The organism is Pedococcus bigeumensis (assembly GCF_039531795.1).
GTDB classification, from domain to species: domain Bacteria; phylum Actinomycetota; class Actinomycetes; order Actinomycetales; family Dermatophilaceae; genus Pedococcus; species Pedococcus bigeumensis.
Window position 1 is genome coordinate 1,196,652 of sequence record NZ_BAAAQS010000001.1, and the last position, 16,518, is coordinate 1,213,169.

A 16,518-nucleotide genomic window follows, 5' to 3' on the forward strand; every position below is an offset into this window, starting at 1 on the left:
ACTGGCGAAATCGCCACAACGGGCTCCTTGCAGCCAGCCGCCCCGGTCATCCACCCGCGTGCCAGGGCCGGCCGATCGGGGGCACCCGCCCGACGAGGCGGCGCCCGACCGAGGTCGGGCGCCGCCTCAAGGGTTCGACGACGGGTGCGCTCAGGCGGGGACGCTCGCGACGCCCGGCGGCAGGAAGCGCCGGCCGGTCACCTTCTCGGAGACGCCCTCACGGTCGAGCAGGGGCGTGAGCCCGCCGTTCCAGAACTGGAACCCGGCACCGGTGATCATGGCCAGGTCGAGGTCCATCGGGGCAGCGACCACGCCCTCGTCGAGCATCCGGCGCGCCTCGTCGGCAAGGACGCCCAGCACCCGCTCCCGCACCTCCTCGGTGGACAGCACCACCGGGTCGGCCGGCTTGTCGAAGAGCGCCTCGACCTCGGGGTCCACGACCGGCTTGCCCTCGGGCCAGGTGTAGATGGCCGACTTCTTGGCCGCCACGACCTTGCGCAGGTTCTCCGAGACGTAGAAGCGGTCGGGGAAAGCCCGGGCCAGGGTCTCGTTGTTGTGCAACGCGATGGCCGGCCCGACCAGGCCGAGGAGGATGAACGGCGGCATCGGGGCGAGCCCGGCGAAGGCGCGGTCGGCGACCTCGATCGGCGTGCCCTCGTCGACCACCTTGGCGACCTCGCCCATGAACCGGCCCAGCAGGCGGTTGACGATGAACGACGGGCTGTCCTTGACGAGGATGGTCGTCTTCTTCAGGCCCTTGCCCGTGGCGAAGGCCGTGGCGAGGGTGGCGTCGTCGGTCTGCTCGCCCTTGATGATCTCCAGGAGCGGCATGACGGCGACCGGGTTGAAGAAGTGGAACCCCACCACCCGCTCGGGGTGCGCGAGCTCGGCGGCCATCTCGGTGATCGACAGCGACGAGGTGTTGGTCGCGAGGACGCACTCGGGGCTGACGATCGCCTCGACCTCCGACCACACCTGCTTCTTGACCGACATCTCCTCGAAGACCGCCTCGATGACGAAGTCGGCGTCGGCGAAGCCGTCCTTGGACGTCGCACCGGTGACCAGCCCCTTGAGCCGGTTGGCCTTGTCGGGACTGAGCCGCTTCTTGCCGAGCAGCTTGTCGACCTCGCCGTGGACGTAGCCCACGCCCTTGGCGACCCGCTCCTCGTCGAGGTCGGTCATGACCACCGGCACCTCGAGCCGCTGGGCGAAGAGCAGCGCCAGCTGGCTCGCCATCAGCCCCGCACCCACGATGCCGACCTTGGTGACCTTGCGGGCCAGCGCCTTGTCGGGCGCACCGGCGGGTCGCTTGGCCCGACGCTGGACGAGGTCGAACGAGTAGAGACCGGCCCGCAGCTCGTCACCCATGACGAGGTCCGCGAGGGCGTCGTCCTCGGCCGCGAAGGCCTCGTCCCGGGTGGCGGTGCGCGCCTGCCCGACGAGCTGCAGCGCGCGGTAGGGGGCGGGGGCCTTGCCGCCGGTCTTGAGGTCGACCAGACCCTTGGCGGCCTTGATGGCGGCGGTCCACTCGGCCTCGTCCCTCGAGACCTCGGGGCGCTCGACCTTCGCCTGCCCGGTCAGCACCGAGGCCGCCCAGAGCAGCGACTCCTCGAGGAAGTCAGCCGGCTCCAGCAGCTTGTCGGCCAGGCCCAGCTCGAAGGCCTGCGGCCCCTTGAGCATGCGGTTCATGTTCATCGGGTTCTCGATGATGACCTTGAGCGCGTTCGCCGGTCCGACCAGGTTGGGCAGCAGGTAGCAGCCGCCCCAGCCGGGGACGAGACCGAGGAAGGTCTCGGGGAGGGCGAGCGCAGGCACCCCGGCGGAGATGGTGCGGTAGTCGGCGGACAGCGCGATCTCCACGCCGCCACCCATCGCCGCGCCGTTGACGAAGGCGAAGGTCGGCACGGGCAGGTCCATGATGGCCGCGAAGGCCGCGTGCCCGGCACGGGCGACCTCCAGGGCCTGCTCACGGTCGGCAGCCTGCGAGACCGCCTTGAGGTCGGCGCCGACGGCGAAGATGAACGGCTTGCCGGTGATGCCGACGGCCTGGATCTCGCCTGCCTCGGCACGGGTGCGCAGGGCGTCGATGGTGGCCTTGAGGCTCGCGATCGTCTGCGGGCCGAAGGTGTTCGGCTTGGTGTGGTCGAAGCCGTTGTCGAGCGTGATGAGGGCCAGCGTGCCGGCCTTGCCCGGCAGCACGACGTCACGCACCGGCGTGTGGGTCACGACCTCCTCGAACGACGTCGTCTGCTTCTCTGCCTGCTCGCTCATGCCGCGACCTCCTGGCCGTAGTCGGCGTGGTGGGGGTTCTCCCAGATCACGGCGGCACCCATCCCGATGCCGATGCACATCGCGGTCAGGCCGAACCGCACCTCCGGGTGCTCCTCGAACTGGCGGGCCAGCTGGGTCATCAGCCGCACGCCCGACGAGGCGAGCGGGTGGCCGATGGCGATCGCCCCGCCGTACTGGTTGACGCGCGGGTCGTCGTCGGCGATGTCGAAGTGCTCGAGGAAGGCGAGCACCTGCACCGCGAACGCCTCGTTGAGCTCGAACAGGCCGATGTCCTCGATCGTCAGGCCGGCCTTGGCGAGGGCCTTCTCGGTGGCGGGGACCGGTCCGATGCCCATCACCTCTGGCTCGACGCCGACGAAGGCGAAGTCGACCAGGCGCATCCGGACCGGCAGGCCGATCTCGCGGGCGGCCGTCTCCGAGGCGAGGATGCACGCGGTGGCACCGTCGTTGAGCCCGGCCGAGTTGCCGGCGCTGACGTTGCCGTGGGGGCGGAACGGCGTCTTGAGCGTCGCGAGGTCCGCCAGCGTGGTGCCCGGGCGCGGCGGCTCGTCCTGGGTGGCCAGGCCGTAGCCGAGCTCCTGGTGGCGGGTCGCCACAGGCACGAGGTCGGGCTGGATCTGCTCGTTGGCGTAGGCCTTGGCCAGCTTCTCCTGCGACCCCACGGCGTAGGCGTCGCTGCGGTCCTTGGTGATCGAGGGGTAGCGGTCGTGCAGGTTCTCCGCCGTCGAGCCCATGACCAGCGCGGACGGGTCGACGAGCTTCTCGGCCACGATCCGCGGGTTGGGGTCGACGCCCTCGCCCATGGGGTGGCGGCCCATGTGCTCGACGCCGCCGGCGATGGCGATGTCGATGGAGCCGAACGCGATCGAGCTCGCGGTGGTCGTCACCGCGGTCATCGCGCCGGCGCACATCCGGTCGACCGAGTAGCCGGGCGTGGTCTTGGGCAGACCCGAGAGGAGCGCGGCCATGCGGCCGAGGGTGAGCCCCTGGTCGCCGATCTGCGTGGTGGCGGCGATGGCCACCTCCTCGACGCGCTCCGGGGGGAGCTCGGGGTGACGGCGCATCAGCTCGCGGATGCAGCGGATGACGAGGTCGTCGGCGCGGGTCTGGGCGTACATGCCCTTGTCGCCGGCCTTGCCGAACGGTGTGCGGACACCATCGACGAACACGACCTCTTGAAGGGTGCGGGGCACGGGTGGCCTCCCTGGCTGTGTTGGGGTTCCACCGGTATGCCGGTGGTTACGCGCTCGATGCTACTCCGCGGTAACAAGCGGGTCACCGGACCCGCCGCGTGAGAGCCGTCACCCGGCGGTGCGGACGACTGTGGGGTTGACTGGCGGGATGGGGCCGACGTGATGTGGTGGAGCCGGAGGCCGGTCGGCGCCCCGGCGGAGTCGGTGTGGGGCCTGCTGGTCGACCTCGACGCCTGGCCCCGATGGGGACCGACCGTCACGGCGGCGAGGCTCGACGACGGTGGCCGGGTCCTGACGCGCGGGGCGCGGGGCGCCGTCCGCACCCCGGCCGGCCTGTGGGTGCCCTTCGAGGTGACCGAGCTCGTCGAGACGCCGGAGCTCAGGCAGTGGAGCTGGTCGGTGGCAGGGGTGCCGGCCACCACGCACCGCGTCGGCGCCACTGCCCGTGTCGAGGGCCGCGGCTGTGTCGTCGAGCTGGGCGCGCCCTGGTGGGCCCCGGCATACCTGCCCGTGCTCGAGCTGGGGACGCGTCGCCTGGCCGCTCTCGCGGAAGGCGGCCGCGGCTGACGCGAGTGGTCAGGCGTCGGGGTTGGCCTCGAAGGCCGCCTCGATCATCGGGGCGACCACGGCGGTCTGCCACTGCCTGGCTCCGAGCCCGGACAGGGCGGCGGCGAAGGCCTCGGCCGTGTGCTCCTCGGGCGGTGACCAGATCACGCGCCGCAGGGGCTCGGGTGACAGCACGTTCTCGACCGGGATGGAGTGCTCGGCCGCGAAGGCGGTCAGCGCCTCCCGCGTGGCCGTCAGACGGGCTGCGGCGACCGGGTTGCGCTCGGCCCACGACCGTTGCGGCGGCGGCCCGTCGGAACGCAGCGTCATGGGCGGCAGGTCGCCCTCGGGGATCGCGTTGGCCCGCGTGATGGCCTCGAGCCACTGGCGCTGGTAGCGGCGGACCGAACGGTGTCCGCTGGGCAGGGCGCCGGTCGCGGTGGGCGACTCCATCGCGACCTCGACCAGCACGGCGTCGGGCAGCACCCGACCGGGGGACACGTCACGGTCCTGGGCGATCTGGTCGCGGGTCTCCCACAGCTCGCGCACGACGGCGGCGATCCTGCGGTGGCGGACCCGGTGCATGCCGCTGGTGCGGCGCCACGGGTCGACGCGCTGCGCCGGTCCGGTGAAGTCGAGCAGGGCCTCGAACTCCTCGCGCGCCCAGCTGTCCTTGCCCTGGCGGGCGAGGTCGACGCCCATCAGGTTGCGGACGTCGACGAGGACCTCCACGTCGAGGGCGGCGTAACGCAGCCAGGGCTCGGGAAGGGGACGGGTGGACCAGTCGACGGCCGAGTGCTCCTTGGCCAGCGACAGGCCCAGGTAGTGCTCGACGACGGCGGCGAGACCCACCCGCGGAAGGCCCAGGAGGCGTCCCGCGAGCTCGGTGTCGAACAGCTGCTGCGGTCGCAGGCCGACCTCGGCGAGACACGCGAGGTCCTGGGTGGCGGCGTGCAGGATCCACTCGGCGCTGCCGATGGCGTCGTTGACCGGCGACAGGTCGGGACACGCGATGGGGTCGATCAGCCAGGTGCCGGACCCCTCACGGCGCAGCTGCACGAGGTAGGCGCGCTGGCCGTAGCGGTAACCGCTGGCGCGTTCGGCGTCGAGGGCCACCGGGCCCTCACCGGCGGCGATCGCCCGGGCCGCGTCCATCAGGGCACGCTCGGACTCGACCACCGGCGGCACCCCGTCGGCGGGCATGTCGAGAGGGGACAGCGGCGGGGCTGGCTCCTGCTCGGGCTCCACCGCCTGGTCGGCGTCGGTGTCGGTCACCGGGTCAACCTATCGGGCCAGCGCGTCCCGGCACTCGCCCGACGCTCAGCGCCGCGGTCCGGGCAGCGCGATGACGCCCTCGGGCAGCGGTGGGAGGCCCGCGATGGTGCACAGCAGGTCGGACCAGGCGACCAGGTGGGCGCCGACGTTGCCGGCCACCGGGGTCCACGAGGCGCGGACCTCCATCTCGACGCTGGCCGGTCGGTCGGACAGCCCGGCGAAGCTCTCGGAGACGACGCGGGTGACCGTGCCCGCCTCTGCCGTGTAGCCGAGGTGGTGCGACTCCAGCGCGTCGGTCAGCCACGACCACCCGACCGCACCCAGCATCGGGTCGTTGGCCAGCTCGGGCTCGAGCTCGGCGCGGGCGAAGGTCACCGCACGCCACGCCCCGTCCCACGGGTCCGGCACCGAGGGGTCGTGCAGCAGCACGAAGCGCCCGGAGGCGAGCTCGTCCTCGTCGGCGGCAGCGCCGACCACCTCGGCGGTGAGCGCCACGGCATACGGCGCGATGCGCTGGGGAGCGGGCACCTCGGTGAGACGGATCTCGGGGCGCAACCGCGCCCCGCGCAGGTCGCTCAGCGCCTGCGTGAACTCGGGGGATTGGTCGCCAGGGACCGTTCGGCTGCCCACCATCAGAGGGTATGCCGCGGGGTCGGAGATCACAGGGAGGTTGCCGCCCGCGTCGTGTCGCGCCGACCGGTACCGTGCGCGCATGCTCTCCCTGCTCGCGCTCGCGTCCAGTGCGTGCTGGGGCACCTCGGACTTCTTCGCGGGGCTGTTCTCCCGCCGCAGGCCGGCTGTCGCGGTGGTGGGCTGGACCCAGTCGCTCGCCTTCCTCGTGCTGTGTGTCGCCGTGGCGGTCCGCTGGGACCACGTCACCTGGAGTGGCTGGCCGCTCTGGTCGGTCGGCGCCGCGGTGTCGGGCGTGGCCGGGCTGCTCTCCTTCTACACCGCGCTCGCGACCGGCACCATCGGGGTGGTCGCGCCGATCGCGGCCCTCGGCGTGGCCGTGCCGGTGCTCCTCGGGGTCGCCACCGGCGACGAGCCGTCGTCGTGGACCTGGGTGGGCATCGTGGTCGCGGTGGTCGGGGTGACCCTCGCGTCAGGGCCCGAGCTGAGTGGTGGGGTGTCTCCCCGGCCGGTCGTGCTGGCCGGCATCGCCGCGGTCGGGTTCGGTCTGGCGCTGTTCTGCATCGACCGTGGCGCGCGGTCCTCCACCCTGATGACGCTGTGGGGGATGCGTGGGGTGTCGTTCCTCGTCTTCGTGACCCTGGCCCTGGTGCTGCGCAGCCGCGGTGGCGTGGTCGTGCGGGAGGTGCCGACCCTGCTGCTGATCGGGTGCGGCGACATGGGGGCGAACCTGCTCTTCGGCATCGCGTCGTCCAGGGGGCAGGTGAGCGTCGCCAGCGTCCTGGGTTCGCTCTACCCCGTGGTCACCATCCTGCTGGCGCGCATGCTGCTCAGGGAGAAGCTGCGCAGGATCCAGCAGGCGGGGGCCGTGCTCTCGCTCGCGGGCGCGGCGATCATCGCCCTCTGAGCAACCTAGAATCACCCGGTGACCTCCCCCCACGACTCTGCCCTGGTCCGTGCTGCCCGCCGCGAACCCGTCAGCCACACGCCGGTGTGGTTCATGCGCCAGGCCGGGCGGTCCCTGCCGGAGTACCGCGCGGTACGCGAGGGCATCGGCATGCTCGACTCGTGCCGCCGTCCCGACCTCGTCACCGAGATCACGCTCCAGCCGGTGCGCCGCCACGGGGTCGACGCCGCGATCTTCTTCTCCGACATCGTGGTGCCGCTGGCCGCCGTCGGGGTCGACCTCGACATCGTGCCCGGCGTGGGCCCGGTCGTGGCCAAGCCGATCCGCACGCGTGCCGACCTCGACCGGCTGCCCGAGCTGACCCCCGACCACGTCCCCTACGTCACCGAGGCCGTCGGGCTGCTGACGGCCGAGCTGGGGGCAACGCCCCTCATCGGGTTTGCGGGGGCACCCTTCACGCTGGCCAGCTACCTCGTCGAGGGCGGCCCGAGCAAGAACCACGAGCACACCAAGGCGCTGATGTACGGCGACCCCCAGCTGTGGCACGACCTGTGCGCCCGGCTGGCCCAGATCTCCGGCGCCTTCCTCGACGTGCAGGCCGCCGCCGGCGCCTCGGCGGTGCAGCTGTTCGACTCGTGGGTCGGAGCGCTTCCCCGCGCCGACTACGAGCGCTTCGTGGCCCCGCACTCGACCGCCGCGCTCGCGGCCGTCGCCGGGCGCGGCATACCGATGATCCACTTCGGGGTCGGCACCGGTGAGCTGCTGGCGTCGATGGGCGCCGTCGGCGCCGACGTGGTGGGCGTCGACTACCGCGTGTCGCTCACCGACGCGCTGGCCCGGCTCGACGGCAGGTATGCCGTGCAGGGCAACCTCGACCCCGCGCTGCTGTTCGCGCCCTGGGAGGCGTTGGAGGCCAAGGTCCGCTCCATCGTCGAAGAGGGTCGCGCCGCACCCGGCCACATCTTCAACCTGGGGCACGGGGTGCTGCCGGACACCGACCCCGATGTCCTCACCCGCGTCGTCGAGCTCGTGCACGAGGTCGGCCAGCGCTGACGCACTCAGGCGCTGACCGACCTCGCGAGACCCCCGCTGGGCCTACTCGGGGAGGACTGCCGGCGGCGGGTTCACCGGACGGCGCCGGCGCAGGTACCACCACACCGGAAGGCCCAGCAGGGCGAACAGGACGAGGAAGGGGAGCAGGGCGCCGACGACGGTGAGCATGACGCTCAGCGATCCGGTGAACGCGTCCCAGCCGCCCTTGAGACCGACCAGGAACCCGGCCTGGTCCGGCGCCTCGACGATCGCGCCGGGCTCGGTGGTCAGGCTGATCTGGACGGGGGAGCGGGCGACGCTGCCCTTGAGGGAGGCGAGCTGCGCCTCGAGCGCCTCGAGGTCCGACTGGCGACGGGTCAGCTCGGCCTCCAGGGCGACGATCTGGTTGAGGTCCTTGGCGTCCTCGAGGAAGGCCCGCACCCGCTCGACACTGACGCGCATCGTCTGCAGACGCGAGGTGGTGTCGACGATCTGCCCACCCACGTTCTCGCTGGAGCTGGTCGAGCGGATGACGGTGCCGACCGACCCGAGCTCGGAGATGACCCGGTCCAGCTCGGTGGAGGGCACCGAGATGGTGATCTCGGCGTACGTCGTGGCGGTGACCTTGGCCGACTCCGCCAGTGGTGCATCACGCGTCGCGGTGCCGATGTTCTCCGACAGCACGATGCCCTGGGCGGTGGCGGTGATGGCCCGCACGCGCGCGACGGCTTGGCCGATGTTCTTGACCTTCAACGCGATCGACGCGCGTCGTGCCAGGGACTCCTGGCCCGCGGCGAGGTTGGCAGCCGTCACCGGGTCGGCGGTCGACCCGCTCGCGCCCTTGGCGCCGCTGCCCTCGGACGAGGGGGTGTCACCGCCCGAGGAGTCGGCCGCGCGTCCGCCCGACTGGTCGGAGAACCCGGCCTGGGGGCTCGACGCGGCCGAGTCGCCCGAGCTGCCGCCGGCGCAGGCGGCGAGGGCGAGGGTGGTGAGGAGGACTGCGCCGATGGCGGCGGCGGTGCGTTGCGGTCGAACACGGAACATGGCGACTCCCTGGTGGTGGAGCGGGTCGTGGAGAGGTCGTGCGGTGGTGCGGATACCGGTGCGACTGGTCCCGTGCGCTCGACGTTCCCACCCGGTGGTGTCGAAAGAGTCACGATCTTGAAAGGGTGTGGGCATGGTCGGATCACGAATCCTCATCGTCGGGGGAGGCATCGCCGGGCTTGCCTGCGCTTGGGAGCTGTCGCATGCGCTTCCCGACGCGACCATCACGCTCGTCGACGCCGCCGACCGGCCGGGTGGCAAGCTCCGCCGTGAACCCGTGGCGGGCGTGGCGCTCGACGTCGGTGCCGAGTCGGTGCTCGCCCGCCGGCCGGAGGCGCTCGAGCTGGTCACCGAGCTCGGGCTCGACCGCGACGTCGTGCACCCCGCGACGACCTCGGCATCGATCTGGTCGCGCGGCGACCTGCACCCGATGCCCCGGGGGACGCTCATGGGCATCCCGTCGCCCCCCTCCTCGGCGCTCGGCATCCTCTCGCCAGAGGAGGTCGTCAGGGCCGAGGCCGAGCAGCCGTGGGGCGCGGGCGCGTTCGACGACGTGTCGGTGGGTGACTACGTGGCGGCGCGGTTGGGCGACGCGGTCGTCGACCGCCTCGTCGAGCCACTGCTCGGTGGCGTGTATGCCGGCCAGGCCAGGCAGCTGTCCCTGCGCGCCTGCCTGCCCCAGGTGTTCGAGGCGGCCCGCCGCGGGGAGTCCCTGACCGCCGCTGCGGCGGCCGGTGCTGCTGCGACGGCCGCGGCCGGGACGGGGGCCGGCGGCACCTGGGCAGCCGGGCAGCTCGAGCCCACGCCGGTGTTCGCCGGGCTCGTCGGTGGGGTGGGGCGGCTGGCCGAGGTCCTCACCGAGCTGCTGCGTGGGCGGGGGGTCACGATCCGCAGCGAGACCATCGTGCGCGAGCTGCGCCGCGAGCCGGGCGGGACCGGGGCCTCCGGGGCTTTCGTGGCCTCAGGGGAGGGCGGCGGCTATGCGGAGGGCGGTGCGCCCAGCGCGTCCGGTGGCGGTTGGTCCGTCGTCGTCGGACCTCAACCCCGCCCCGAACGGTTGCGCGCCGACGCCGTGGTCCTCGCGACCCCGGCCGCGCCGACGAGCAAGCTGCTCGCCCCCCACCTGCCCGCGGCGGCCGCGACGCTCCGGGAGATCGACTACGCCTCGATGGCGATCATCACCCTGGCGGTGGGCGCCGAGGGACCGCACGCCTTCCCCCTGCCGGGCTCGGGGTTCCTCGTGCCTGCGGTCGAGGGGCGCACGATCAAGGCCAGCACGTTCTCCTCGACGAAGTGGGCGTGGACCGCCCAGGCTGCCGGTGACCTGTCGTTCCTGCGTGCCTCGGTGGGTCGCTACGGCGAGACGACCGACCTCCAGCGACCCGACGACGAGCTGGTCGCGATCGCGGTGGCGGAGATCAGCGAGGCCTTGGGGCACCAGCTGCCCCGCATCGTCGACACGCACGTGCAGCGGTGGGGCGGAGCCCTGCCGCAGTACACGGTCGGTCACGTCGACCGGGTCGCCAGGATCCGGGCCGAGGTCGCGGGGGCGTCCGGGCTGGAGCTCGCCGGCGCGGCATACGGCGGCGTCGGTGTCCCGGCCTGCATCGCCAGTGGTCGGGCCGCGGCGCAGGCCGTGGCAACCCACCTGCGGGCCCGGTAGCCGGGCGCGGGAGGATGGGGGCATGAGCGAGCAGCACCCTTCGAACCCGAACGTCGCCCGGATCCGCGAGATCAACGAGTCGATCCGCTACGCCATGTGGTCGGTGTTCGCGGTCAACGCCCCCTTGGGGGACAACCGCGAGGTGATGGCCAAGGAGGTCGAGGACCTCTTCACGTCCCTGGAGGCCGAGGGCGTCGTGACGAGGGGCGTCTACGACATCGGTGGCCTGCGCGCCGACGCCGACTTCATGGTGTGGTGGCACGCCGAGCGGATCGAGGACGTGCAGCGGGCCTACCGCGCCCTGCTGCGCACCGACTTCGGCCACCTGCTCGAGCCGACCTGGTCGGCCGCGGCACTGCACCGGCCGGCGGAGTTCAACAAGAGCCACATCCCGGCGTTCCTCGCCGACGAGGCGCCCAAGGACTTCATCTGCGTCTACCCGTTCGTGCGGTCCTACGAGTGGTACCTGCTCCCCGACGCCGAGCGCCGCGACATGCTCCGCGAGCACGGTCAGCAAGCGCGTGACTTCCCTGACGTGCGCGCCAACACCATCGCGTCGTTCGCGCTGAACGACTACGAGTGGGTCCTGGCCTTCGAGGCCGACGAGCTGCACCGGATCGTCGACCTGATGCGAGAGCTGCGGGCGTCGAAGGCGCGGATGCACGTCCGTGAAGAGGTGCCGTTCCACACCGGCCGAAGGGTGGAGGTCGGCGAGCTGCTCGCCTCCCTGCGCTGACCCCCATGTCCCACCTTTATCGGGTCTTGGGACAAAGGGCGGCTTCACCCCGGAAACCTTCCCGGGTGAAGCCGAACCTTTCCGGGTGAGGCACCACTGCTCCACAGCTTCAGCCTCTGAGGGTGGCCCGTCCACAAGGCAGAGGCACGGCTCTCTGGCGGTACCACCTCGGGGAGGGAAGGTGCCTCCATGGACAGCAGCCTGCTCGATCTCGCCGGCGCCCAGGGCGGCGTCATCACCACGGCACAGCTCAGGACACTGGGACACACGCGGGAGTCGATCACCGCTCTGGTGCGTCAAGGCGCCATCGCCCGGTTGACCAGGGGTGTGTATGCCGTGGGGGAGCCGCCCCAGGGCCCGAGCAGGACCGTCGAGTGGCACCGGATGCTCGGTCGTGGCGCGCAGTTGCTCTATCCGGACGGAGCGCTGGCGGCGCACTCGGCCATGGTCGCGCTGGGGCTCCCCGTCTGGGGTGCGAGCCTGCACCGCGTGCACCTCGAGCGGCCGGTCCACCGCGAGGTCATCACTCGCGACCTCGTCATCCGCCCACCGTTCGACGGTGACTCCGCGCCGGCCGGGGTCGTGCCCGCGGCGGCGGGGATCGTGCAGCACTGCCTCGAGCATGGCGCCACGCCGGGCATCGTGACGGCCGACGCAGCCCTGCACAGCGGAGCAGCGGCGTTGACTGATCTGGAGGCGGCCGCGGGCGTCGTCAGGGGATGGCCGCGTTCCAGCCGAGTGCGGACGATGATGGCGTTGCTGGATGCGCGGTCCGAGTCGGTTGGTGAGTCGCGGTTGCGGGTGGGCCTGACGTTGCTCGGCGTGCAGGTCGAGCCGCAGGTGGTGATCCGTGACGAGCAGGGGAGATTCGTGGCCAGGGTCGACTTCCTCGTCAAGGGCACGAACGTCGTCATCGAGTTCGACGGATTGGTCAAGTACCGCGACGGCGGGGCGGCGGCGCTCGTCGCCGAGAAGCGCCGCGAGGACGAGCTGCGCCGGTTGGGCTACCGGGTGGTGCGGGTCATCTGGTCAGACCTGACCCGGCTGGGGGTACTCGTCGCCCGCCTGCGTGACCTGGGCGTGGTCTGTCACCGCGGCATACCCGAAGCGGGGGTTCGGGAGCTGGCTTCACCCCACAAAGGGCGGCTCCACCCTGAAACCGTTCCGGGGTGAAGCCGCCCTTTGTCCCTAGACCCGATAAAGGTGGGGCGGGGTGGGGTGGGTCAGCCGGCCTTGGGCTGCAGCGTCATCGAGATCGAGTTGATGCAGTAGCGCTGGTCGGTCGGAGTGCCGTAGCCCTCGCCCTCGAAGACGTGCCCGAGGTGGCTGCCGCAGCTGGCGCACCGGACCTCGACCCGCTTCATGCCCATCGTGACGTCCTCGATGTACTCCACCGAGTCGCCGGCCAGCGGCGAGTAGAACGACGGCCAGCCGCAGTGGCTGTCGAACTTGGTGTCCGAGGTGAACAGCTCGGCCCCACAGGCGCGGCAGGCGTAGACGCCCTCGGTCTTGGTGTCGGTGTACTCGCCGACGTAGGGACGCTCGGTGCCGGCCTGCCGGAGCACCTGGTACTCGGCCGGGCTGAGCTCGGCGCGCCACTCCTCGTCGGTCTTGGACACGGCATACGTACGGTCGGTCTGTTCCATGCTCACGCTGCGACTCCTTCGCGGGACGGTGACGGTGCTTGGTCGGCGGTGCTTGCTCCAGATGGGCCTCACGACCATCTCAACGCAATCAGTGTCCATTCTGGTCCCGCCCATCCTTACGGCCGGATGACGGGCCTGCGGTGACGGAGGCCCCGGCTAGGCTCGCGCCCATGGCGGCCAAAGCAACCGAGCTGGAAGTCCCCGGGGGGCCCGAGGGGTCGCGGCTGGTCCGTGTCTCGAGCCCCGACCGGCTGATCTGGCCCGACGACGGGATCACCAAGCTCGACCTCGCGCAGTACGCGGTCGAGGTCTCCGACGGCTTCATGGGGGCCCTGCGCAACCGTCCGGTGACCCTCCAGCGGTTCCCCGAGGGCATCACCGGCGAGGAGTTCTGGACCAAGAACCCACCCAAGGGCATGCCCGACTTCATCACCCCGGTGATGTGCACCTACCCGTCGGGCCGCAAGCACCTCCAGGTCGTGGTCGACGAGCCGGCCGCAGTCGTGTGGGCGATGCAGATGAACACCGTGACCTTCCACCCCTGGCCGGTGCGCACCAGCAACGTCGACAACCCCGACGAGCTGCGCATCGACCTCGACCCGCAGCCCGGACGCGACTTCAAGGACTCGGTCGAGGCCGCCCTGGTCCTGCGCGAGCTGCTGACCGAGCTCGGACTCACCGGGTGGGCGAAGACCTCCGGCAACCGCGGGGTCCACGTCTTCGTCCGGGTCGCCCCGACCCACGAGTTCCTCGACGTGCGGCACGGGGTCATCGGGATCGCGCGCGAGCTCGAGCGGCGGCTCCCCGACCTTGTCACGACCTCGTGGTGGAAGGAGGAGCGCGGCGAGCGCGTCTTCGTCGACTTCAACCAGGCGTGTCGTGACCGCACCATCGCGTCCGCCTACAGCCCGCGCCCGTTGCCCGGGGCCCCGGTGAGTATGCCGGTCAGCTGGGACGCGCTGGCGAAGGTCAGCCCCGGCGACTTCACGGTGCGCACCGTGCCGGGCATCGTCGCCGCCGACGGGGATGCCTGGGCCGGGATGGACCAGGCCGTCGGTGACGTGACCACGGCGATCGCGTTGTGGGACAAGGACATCACCGAGCGGGGGCTCGGCGAGCTGAACTTTCCCCCGGACTACCCGAAGATGCCGGGGGAGCCGCCCCGCGTGCAGCCCAGCAAGCGGCGCAAGGACAAGTCCGACGAGGACTACATGCCGCCGAAGGCCGAGCGTGACGCCGACCTGCGCTCGGTGTGGGGTCCGGTCGTGCCGCCCGTGGCGCCGATGCTCGCCAAGCCTGTCAAGGGCATCCCGACCGGCGACTACCTCTTCGAGCCCAAGTGGGACGGCTTCAGGTCGATCATCTTCCGGTCCGGCGACCAGGTCGAGATCGGCAGCCGCAACGAGAAGCCGATGACCCGCTACTTCCCCGAGGTGGTGGAGGCGGTGCTGGCCAACTTCCCGGAGAAGTGCGTGGTGGACGGCGAGATCGTCCTCATCGGCGGGACCGGTGACCGGCTCGACTTCGACGCACTCCAGCAGCGGATCCACCCGGCCGCGAGCCGGGTCAAGAAGCTGGCGGCCGAGACACCGGCGAGCTTCGTCGCGTTCGACCTGCTGGCCATCGGCGACGACGACCTGACCGAGCGGCCGTTCGCTGAGCGCCGGGCACGCCTGGAGGAGGCCTTCGCGAAGGTCCGGCCGCCCATCCACCTGACTCGCGCCACGCACGACCCGGCCGTGGCGCAGGAGTGGTTCGAACAGTTCGAGGGCGCCGGGCTCGACGGCGTCATCGCCAAGCCCCTCGACATCACCTACGTCCCGGACAAGCGGCTCATGCTGAAGATCAAGCACGAGCGCACCGCCGACTGCGTCGTGGCCGGCTATCGCACCCACAAGAGCGGTGACGACGCGATCGGCTCGCTACTGCTCGGTCTACATGCCGAGGACGGCTCGCTGCAGAGCGTCGGCGTCATCGGGGCTTTCCCGATGGCCCGGCGCAAGGAGCTGTTCGAGGAGCTGCAGCCGCTCGTCACCGACTTCGACCACCACCCGTGGGCGTGGGCGGCGCAGGAGATGGGCAGCCGGACCCCGACCAGCGGCGCGACCTCGCGGTGGAATGCCGGCAAGGACCTCTCCTTCACGCCACTGCGCCCCGAACGGGTGGTCGAGGTGAAGTACGACCACATGGAGGGCAACCGGTTCCGCCACACCGCCCAGTTCGTGCGGTGGCGTGACGACCGGACCCCGGAGTCGTGCACCTACGAGCAGCTGGAGGAGCCGGTGAGCTTCGACCTCGCCGACGTCCTGGGGGAGACCTCCACCCAGGGCGGGCAGGGGACCACCACCCAGAAGTCGAACCCGAAGGGGGAGCAGTAGTGGCAGCCACGACGACTCCGGCCCGGAAGGCAGCGATCGCCGGAGCGGTCACGGCGGGATCGCTCGTCGCCGCGGGCGCCCTCAGCGCCGTCGCGGCGGCGTCCTACTACGCCCGCCGGGTGCTGACGCCCGACCGGCAGCGCCCGGACGACACGCAGATCCTCGTGGTCGACGGCGACTCGGTGACGCTCGGGGCCACTCCCGACACCCTCTCGCCGGGGCGCTACGGTCTCTGGCTCGACCGCGACCGGGGGCATGCCCGGGTGGGGGAGGTGCTCGAGGTCAACGAGGCCTCCGGCCGGGTGCGCCGCGAGCTGTTGGGGGTCGACTTCGGCCACCTCACGCCGGGGTTCGCGCGCTGGAACCAGTACTACTTCGCCAGCACCCCCGACCGAGCGCTCGGGCTGCGCACCGAGTACGTCGACGTCGAGACCGAGCTCGGCACCATGCCGGCCTGGGTCGTCCCCGCGGCCGCCGAGTCGGACCGCTGGGCGATCCTCGTCCATGGCCGCGGCGCCACGCGGCAGGAGGGGCTGCGGGCCGTGCGGCCACTGCACGACGCCGGCCTCAACGTCATCGTCCCCAGCTACCGCAACGACCTCGGCGCCCGCAGCGGTCCCGACGGCCGCTACAACCTCGGTCTGTCGGAGTGGCGTGACATCGAGGACGCCGGGCTCCTCGCGGTGCGGCGGGGAGCGCGAGCGCTGGTGCTGGTCGGCTGGTCGATGGGCGGCGCGATCGTGTTGCAGACGCTCAGCCGGTCCTGGCTGGCGGAGCGCGTGACCCACGTGGTCCTCGACGCCCCGGTGATCGACTGGGGAGACGTGATCGCCCACCACGCGCAAGTCAACGGCATCCCCGCTCCCATCAGTGGGCTGAGCCGCGCACTGATGGGGCGGCGCTCGGCCCGGCGCCTCGTGGGGGTGCACCACCCGGTCGACGTGGCCGAGACCAACTGGGTGACCCGGGCCGAGGAGCTGCAGCACCGCATCCTGCTGATCCACTCGGTCGACGACGAGTTCGTACCCGTCGGGCCTTCGCTCGCCCTGGCGGCAGCCCGACCCGACCTCGTCACGATGGAGCGCTGGGAGCGCGCCCGGCACACGAAGGAGTGGAACGTCGACCCCGAGCGCTGGGAGGCGTCGGTGGCCGCGTTCATCGGCTCCTGACAGCGAG

General features: G+C 71.8%; 14 protein-coding genes. 8 read left to right on the top strand and 6 right to left on the bottom strand.

Annotated features, from left to right (window positions below; genetic code table 11):
- Positions 1 to 150: 150 nt before the first annotated feature.
- Positions 151 to 2,271, bottom strand: coding sequence for a 3-hydroxyacyl-CoA dehydrogenase NAD-binding domain-containing protein (locus ABD262_RS05710; RefSeq protein WP_344132466.1), 2,121 nt, complete (start codon positions 2,269 to 2,271; stop codon positions 151 to 153).
- Complete coding sequence (locus ABD262_RS05715; RefSeq protein ID WP_344132468.1) at positions 2,268 to 3,485, bottom strand: thiolase family protein; 1,218 nt, start codon at positions 3,483 to 3,485, stop codon at positions 2,268 to 2,270. The genes ABD262_RS05710 and ABD262_RS05715 overlap by 4 nt, the downstream gene beginning before the upstream one ends.
- Before the next feature lie 162 nt (positions 3,486 to 3,647).
- Between ABD262_RS05715 and ABD262_RS05720 the strand changes: the two genes are divergently transcribed.
- Entirely contained in the window at positions 3,648 to 4,052 is a 405-nt protein-coding gene (locus ABD262_RS05720; RefSeq protein WP_344134543.1) for an SRPBCC family protein, read from the top strand.
- A 9-nt stretch (positions 4,053 to 4,061) separates the two neighbouring features.
- Here ABD262_RS05720 and ABD262_RS05725 read toward each other — a convergent pair whose 3' ends face one another.
- Together ABD262_RS05725 and ABD262_RS05730 are read right to left on the bottom strand one after the other, a co-directional pair.
- Complete coding sequence (locus tag ABD262_RS05725; protein WP_425564799.1) at positions 4,062 to 5,306, bottom strand: HRDC domain-containing protein; 1,245 nt, start codon at positions 5,304 to 5,306, stop codon at positions 4,062 to 4,064.
- Between the two features lie 45 nt (positions 5,307 to 5,351).
- A complete protein-coding gene (locus tag ABD262_RS05730; RefSeq protein ID WP_425564830.1) occupies positions 5,352 to 5,939 on the bottom strand; it encodes a DUF3000 domain-containing protein in 588 nt (195 codons plus the stop codon).
- A 79-nt stretch (positions 5,940 to 6,018) separates the two neighbouring features.
- Between ABD262_RS05730 and ABD262_RS05735 the strand changes: the two genes are divergently transcribed.
- Together ABD262_RS05735 and hemE are read left to right on the top strand one after the other, a co-directional pair.
- Positions 6,019 to 6,843, top strand: coding sequence for an EamA family transporter (locus ABD262_RS05735; RefSeq protein ID WP_344132471.1), 825 nt, complete (start codon positions 6,019 to 6,021; stop codon positions 6,841 to 6,843).
- An 18-nt stretch (positions 6,844 to 6,861) separates the two neighbouring features.
- Complete coding sequence (gene hemE, locus ABD262_RS05740; RefSeq protein WP_344132474.1) at positions 6,862 to 7,896, top strand: uroporphyrinogen decarboxylase; 1,035 nt, start codon at positions 6,862 to 6,864, stop codon at positions 7,894 to 7,896.
- Positions 7,897 to 7,938: 42 nt separating this feature from the next.
- On the opposite strand, the gene ABD262_RS05745 is transcribed toward hemE, so the two are convergent.
- The gene (locus ABD262_RS05745) at positions 7,939 to 8,919 is read right to left on the bottom strand and encodes a DUF4349 domain-containing protein (RefSeq protein WP_344132477.1); all 981 of its coding nucleotides are present in this window, start codon (positions 8,917 to 8,919) and stop codon (positions 7,939 to 7,941) included.
- Between the two features lie 133 nt (positions 8,920 to 9,052).
- Between ABD262_RS05745 and hemG the strand changes: the two genes are divergently transcribed.
- The 3 genes from hemG to ABD262_RS05760 all read left to right on the top strand — a co-directional run bounded on the left by hemG (position 9,053) and on the right by ABD262_RS05760 (position 12,491).
- On the top strand, positions 9,053 to 10,582 hold the full coding sequence (gene hemG, locus ABD262_RS05750; RefSeq protein ID WP_344132480.1) for a protoporphyrinogen oxidase: 1,530 nt from the start codon (positions 9,053 to 9,055) through the stop codon (positions 10,580 to 10,582).
- A gap of 22 nt (positions 10,583 to 10,604) precedes the next feature.
- Positions 10,605 to 11,318, top strand: coding sequence for a hydrogen peroxide-dependent heme synthase (gene hemQ / locus ABD262_RS05755; RefSeq protein WP_344132483.1), 714 nt, complete (start codon positions 10,605 to 10,607; stop codon positions 11,316 to 11,318).
- Between the two features lie 189 nt (positions 11,319 to 11,507).
- Positions 11,508 to 12,491 (top strand): type IV toxin-antitoxin system AbiEi family antitoxin domain-containing protein, encoded by a 984-nt coding sequence (locus ABD262_RS05760; protein ID WP_344132485.1) that lies wholly within the window; start codon positions 11,508 to 11,510, stop codon positions 12,489 to 12,491.
- Between the two features lie 50 nt (positions 12,492 to 12,541).
- Here ABD262_RS05760 and msrB read toward each other — a convergent pair whose 3' ends face one another.
- On the bottom strand, positions 12,542 to 12,964 hold the full coding sequence (gene msrB / locus ABD262_RS05765) for a peptide-methionine (R)-S-oxide reductase MsrB (RefSeq protein ID WP_344134551.1): 423 nt from the start codon (positions 12,962 to 12,964) through the stop codon (positions 12,542 to 12,544).
- Between the two features lie 170 nt (positions 12,965 to 13,134).
- Between msrB and ABD262_RS05770 the strand changes: the two genes are divergently transcribed.
- Positions 13,135 to 15,342 carry an ATP-dependent DNA ligase gene (locus ABD262_RS05770; protein ID WP_344132488.1) on the top strand — a complete coding sequence of 736 codons (2,208 nt, stop codon included), beginning with the start codon at positions 13,135 to 13,137 and terminating at the stop codon, positions 15,340 to 15,342.
- Entirely contained in the window at positions 15,342 to 16,511 is a 1,170-nt protein-coding gene (locus ABD262_RS05775; RefSeq protein ID WP_344132491.1) for an alpha/beta hydrolase family protein, read from the top strand. Before ABD262_RS05770 ends, ABD262_RS05775 begins: the two co-directional genes overlap by 1 nt.
- Positions 16,512 to 16,518 lie beyond the last annotated feature (7 nt).

Excerpts from the sequence above, each read along its gene's own strand:
- ABD262_RS05710 (WP_344132466.1), bottom strand. The coding sequence starts at position 2,271 with ATGAGCGAGCAGGCAGAGAAGCAGACGACGTCGTTCGAGGAGGTCGTG.
- ABD262_RS05720 (WP_344134543.1), top strand. The coding sequence starts at position 3,648 with ATGTGGTGGAGCCGGAGGCCGGTCGGCGCCCCGGCGGAGTCGGTGTGG.
- ABD262_RS05730 (WP_425564830.1), bottom strand. The coding sequence starts at position 5,939 with ATGGTGGGCAGCCGAACGGTCCCTGGCGACCAATCCCCCGAGTTCACG.
- ABD262_RS05735 (WP_344132471.1), top strand. The coding sequence starts at position 6,019 with ATGCTCTCCCTGCTCGCGCTCGCGTCCAGTGCGTGCTGGGGCACCTCG.
- ABD262_RS05745 (WP_344132477.1), bottom strand. The coding sequence starts at position 8,919 with ATGTTCCGTGTTCGACCGCAACGCACCGCCGCCGCCATCGGCGCAGTC.
- hemG (WP_344132480.1), top strand. The coding sequence starts at position 9,053 with ATGGTCGGATCACGAATCCTCATCGTCGGGGGAGGCATCGCCGGGCTT.
- hemQ (WP_344132483.1), top strand. The coding sequence starts at position 10,605 with ATGAGCGAGCAGCACCCTTCGAACCCGAACGTCGCCCGGATCCGCGAG.
- ABD262_RS05760 (WP_344132485.1), top strand. The coding sequence starts at position 11,508 with ATGGACAGCAGCCTGCTCGATCTCGCCGGCGCCCAGGGCGGCGTCATC.
- msrB (WP_344134551.1), bottom strand. The coding sequence starts at position 12,964 with ATGGAACAGACCGACCGTACGTATGCCGTGTCCAAGACCGACGAGGAG.
- ABD262_RS05770 (WP_344132488.1), top strand. The coding sequence starts at position 13,135 with ATGGCGGCCAAAGCAACCGAGCTGGAAGTCCCCGGGGGGCCCGAGGGG.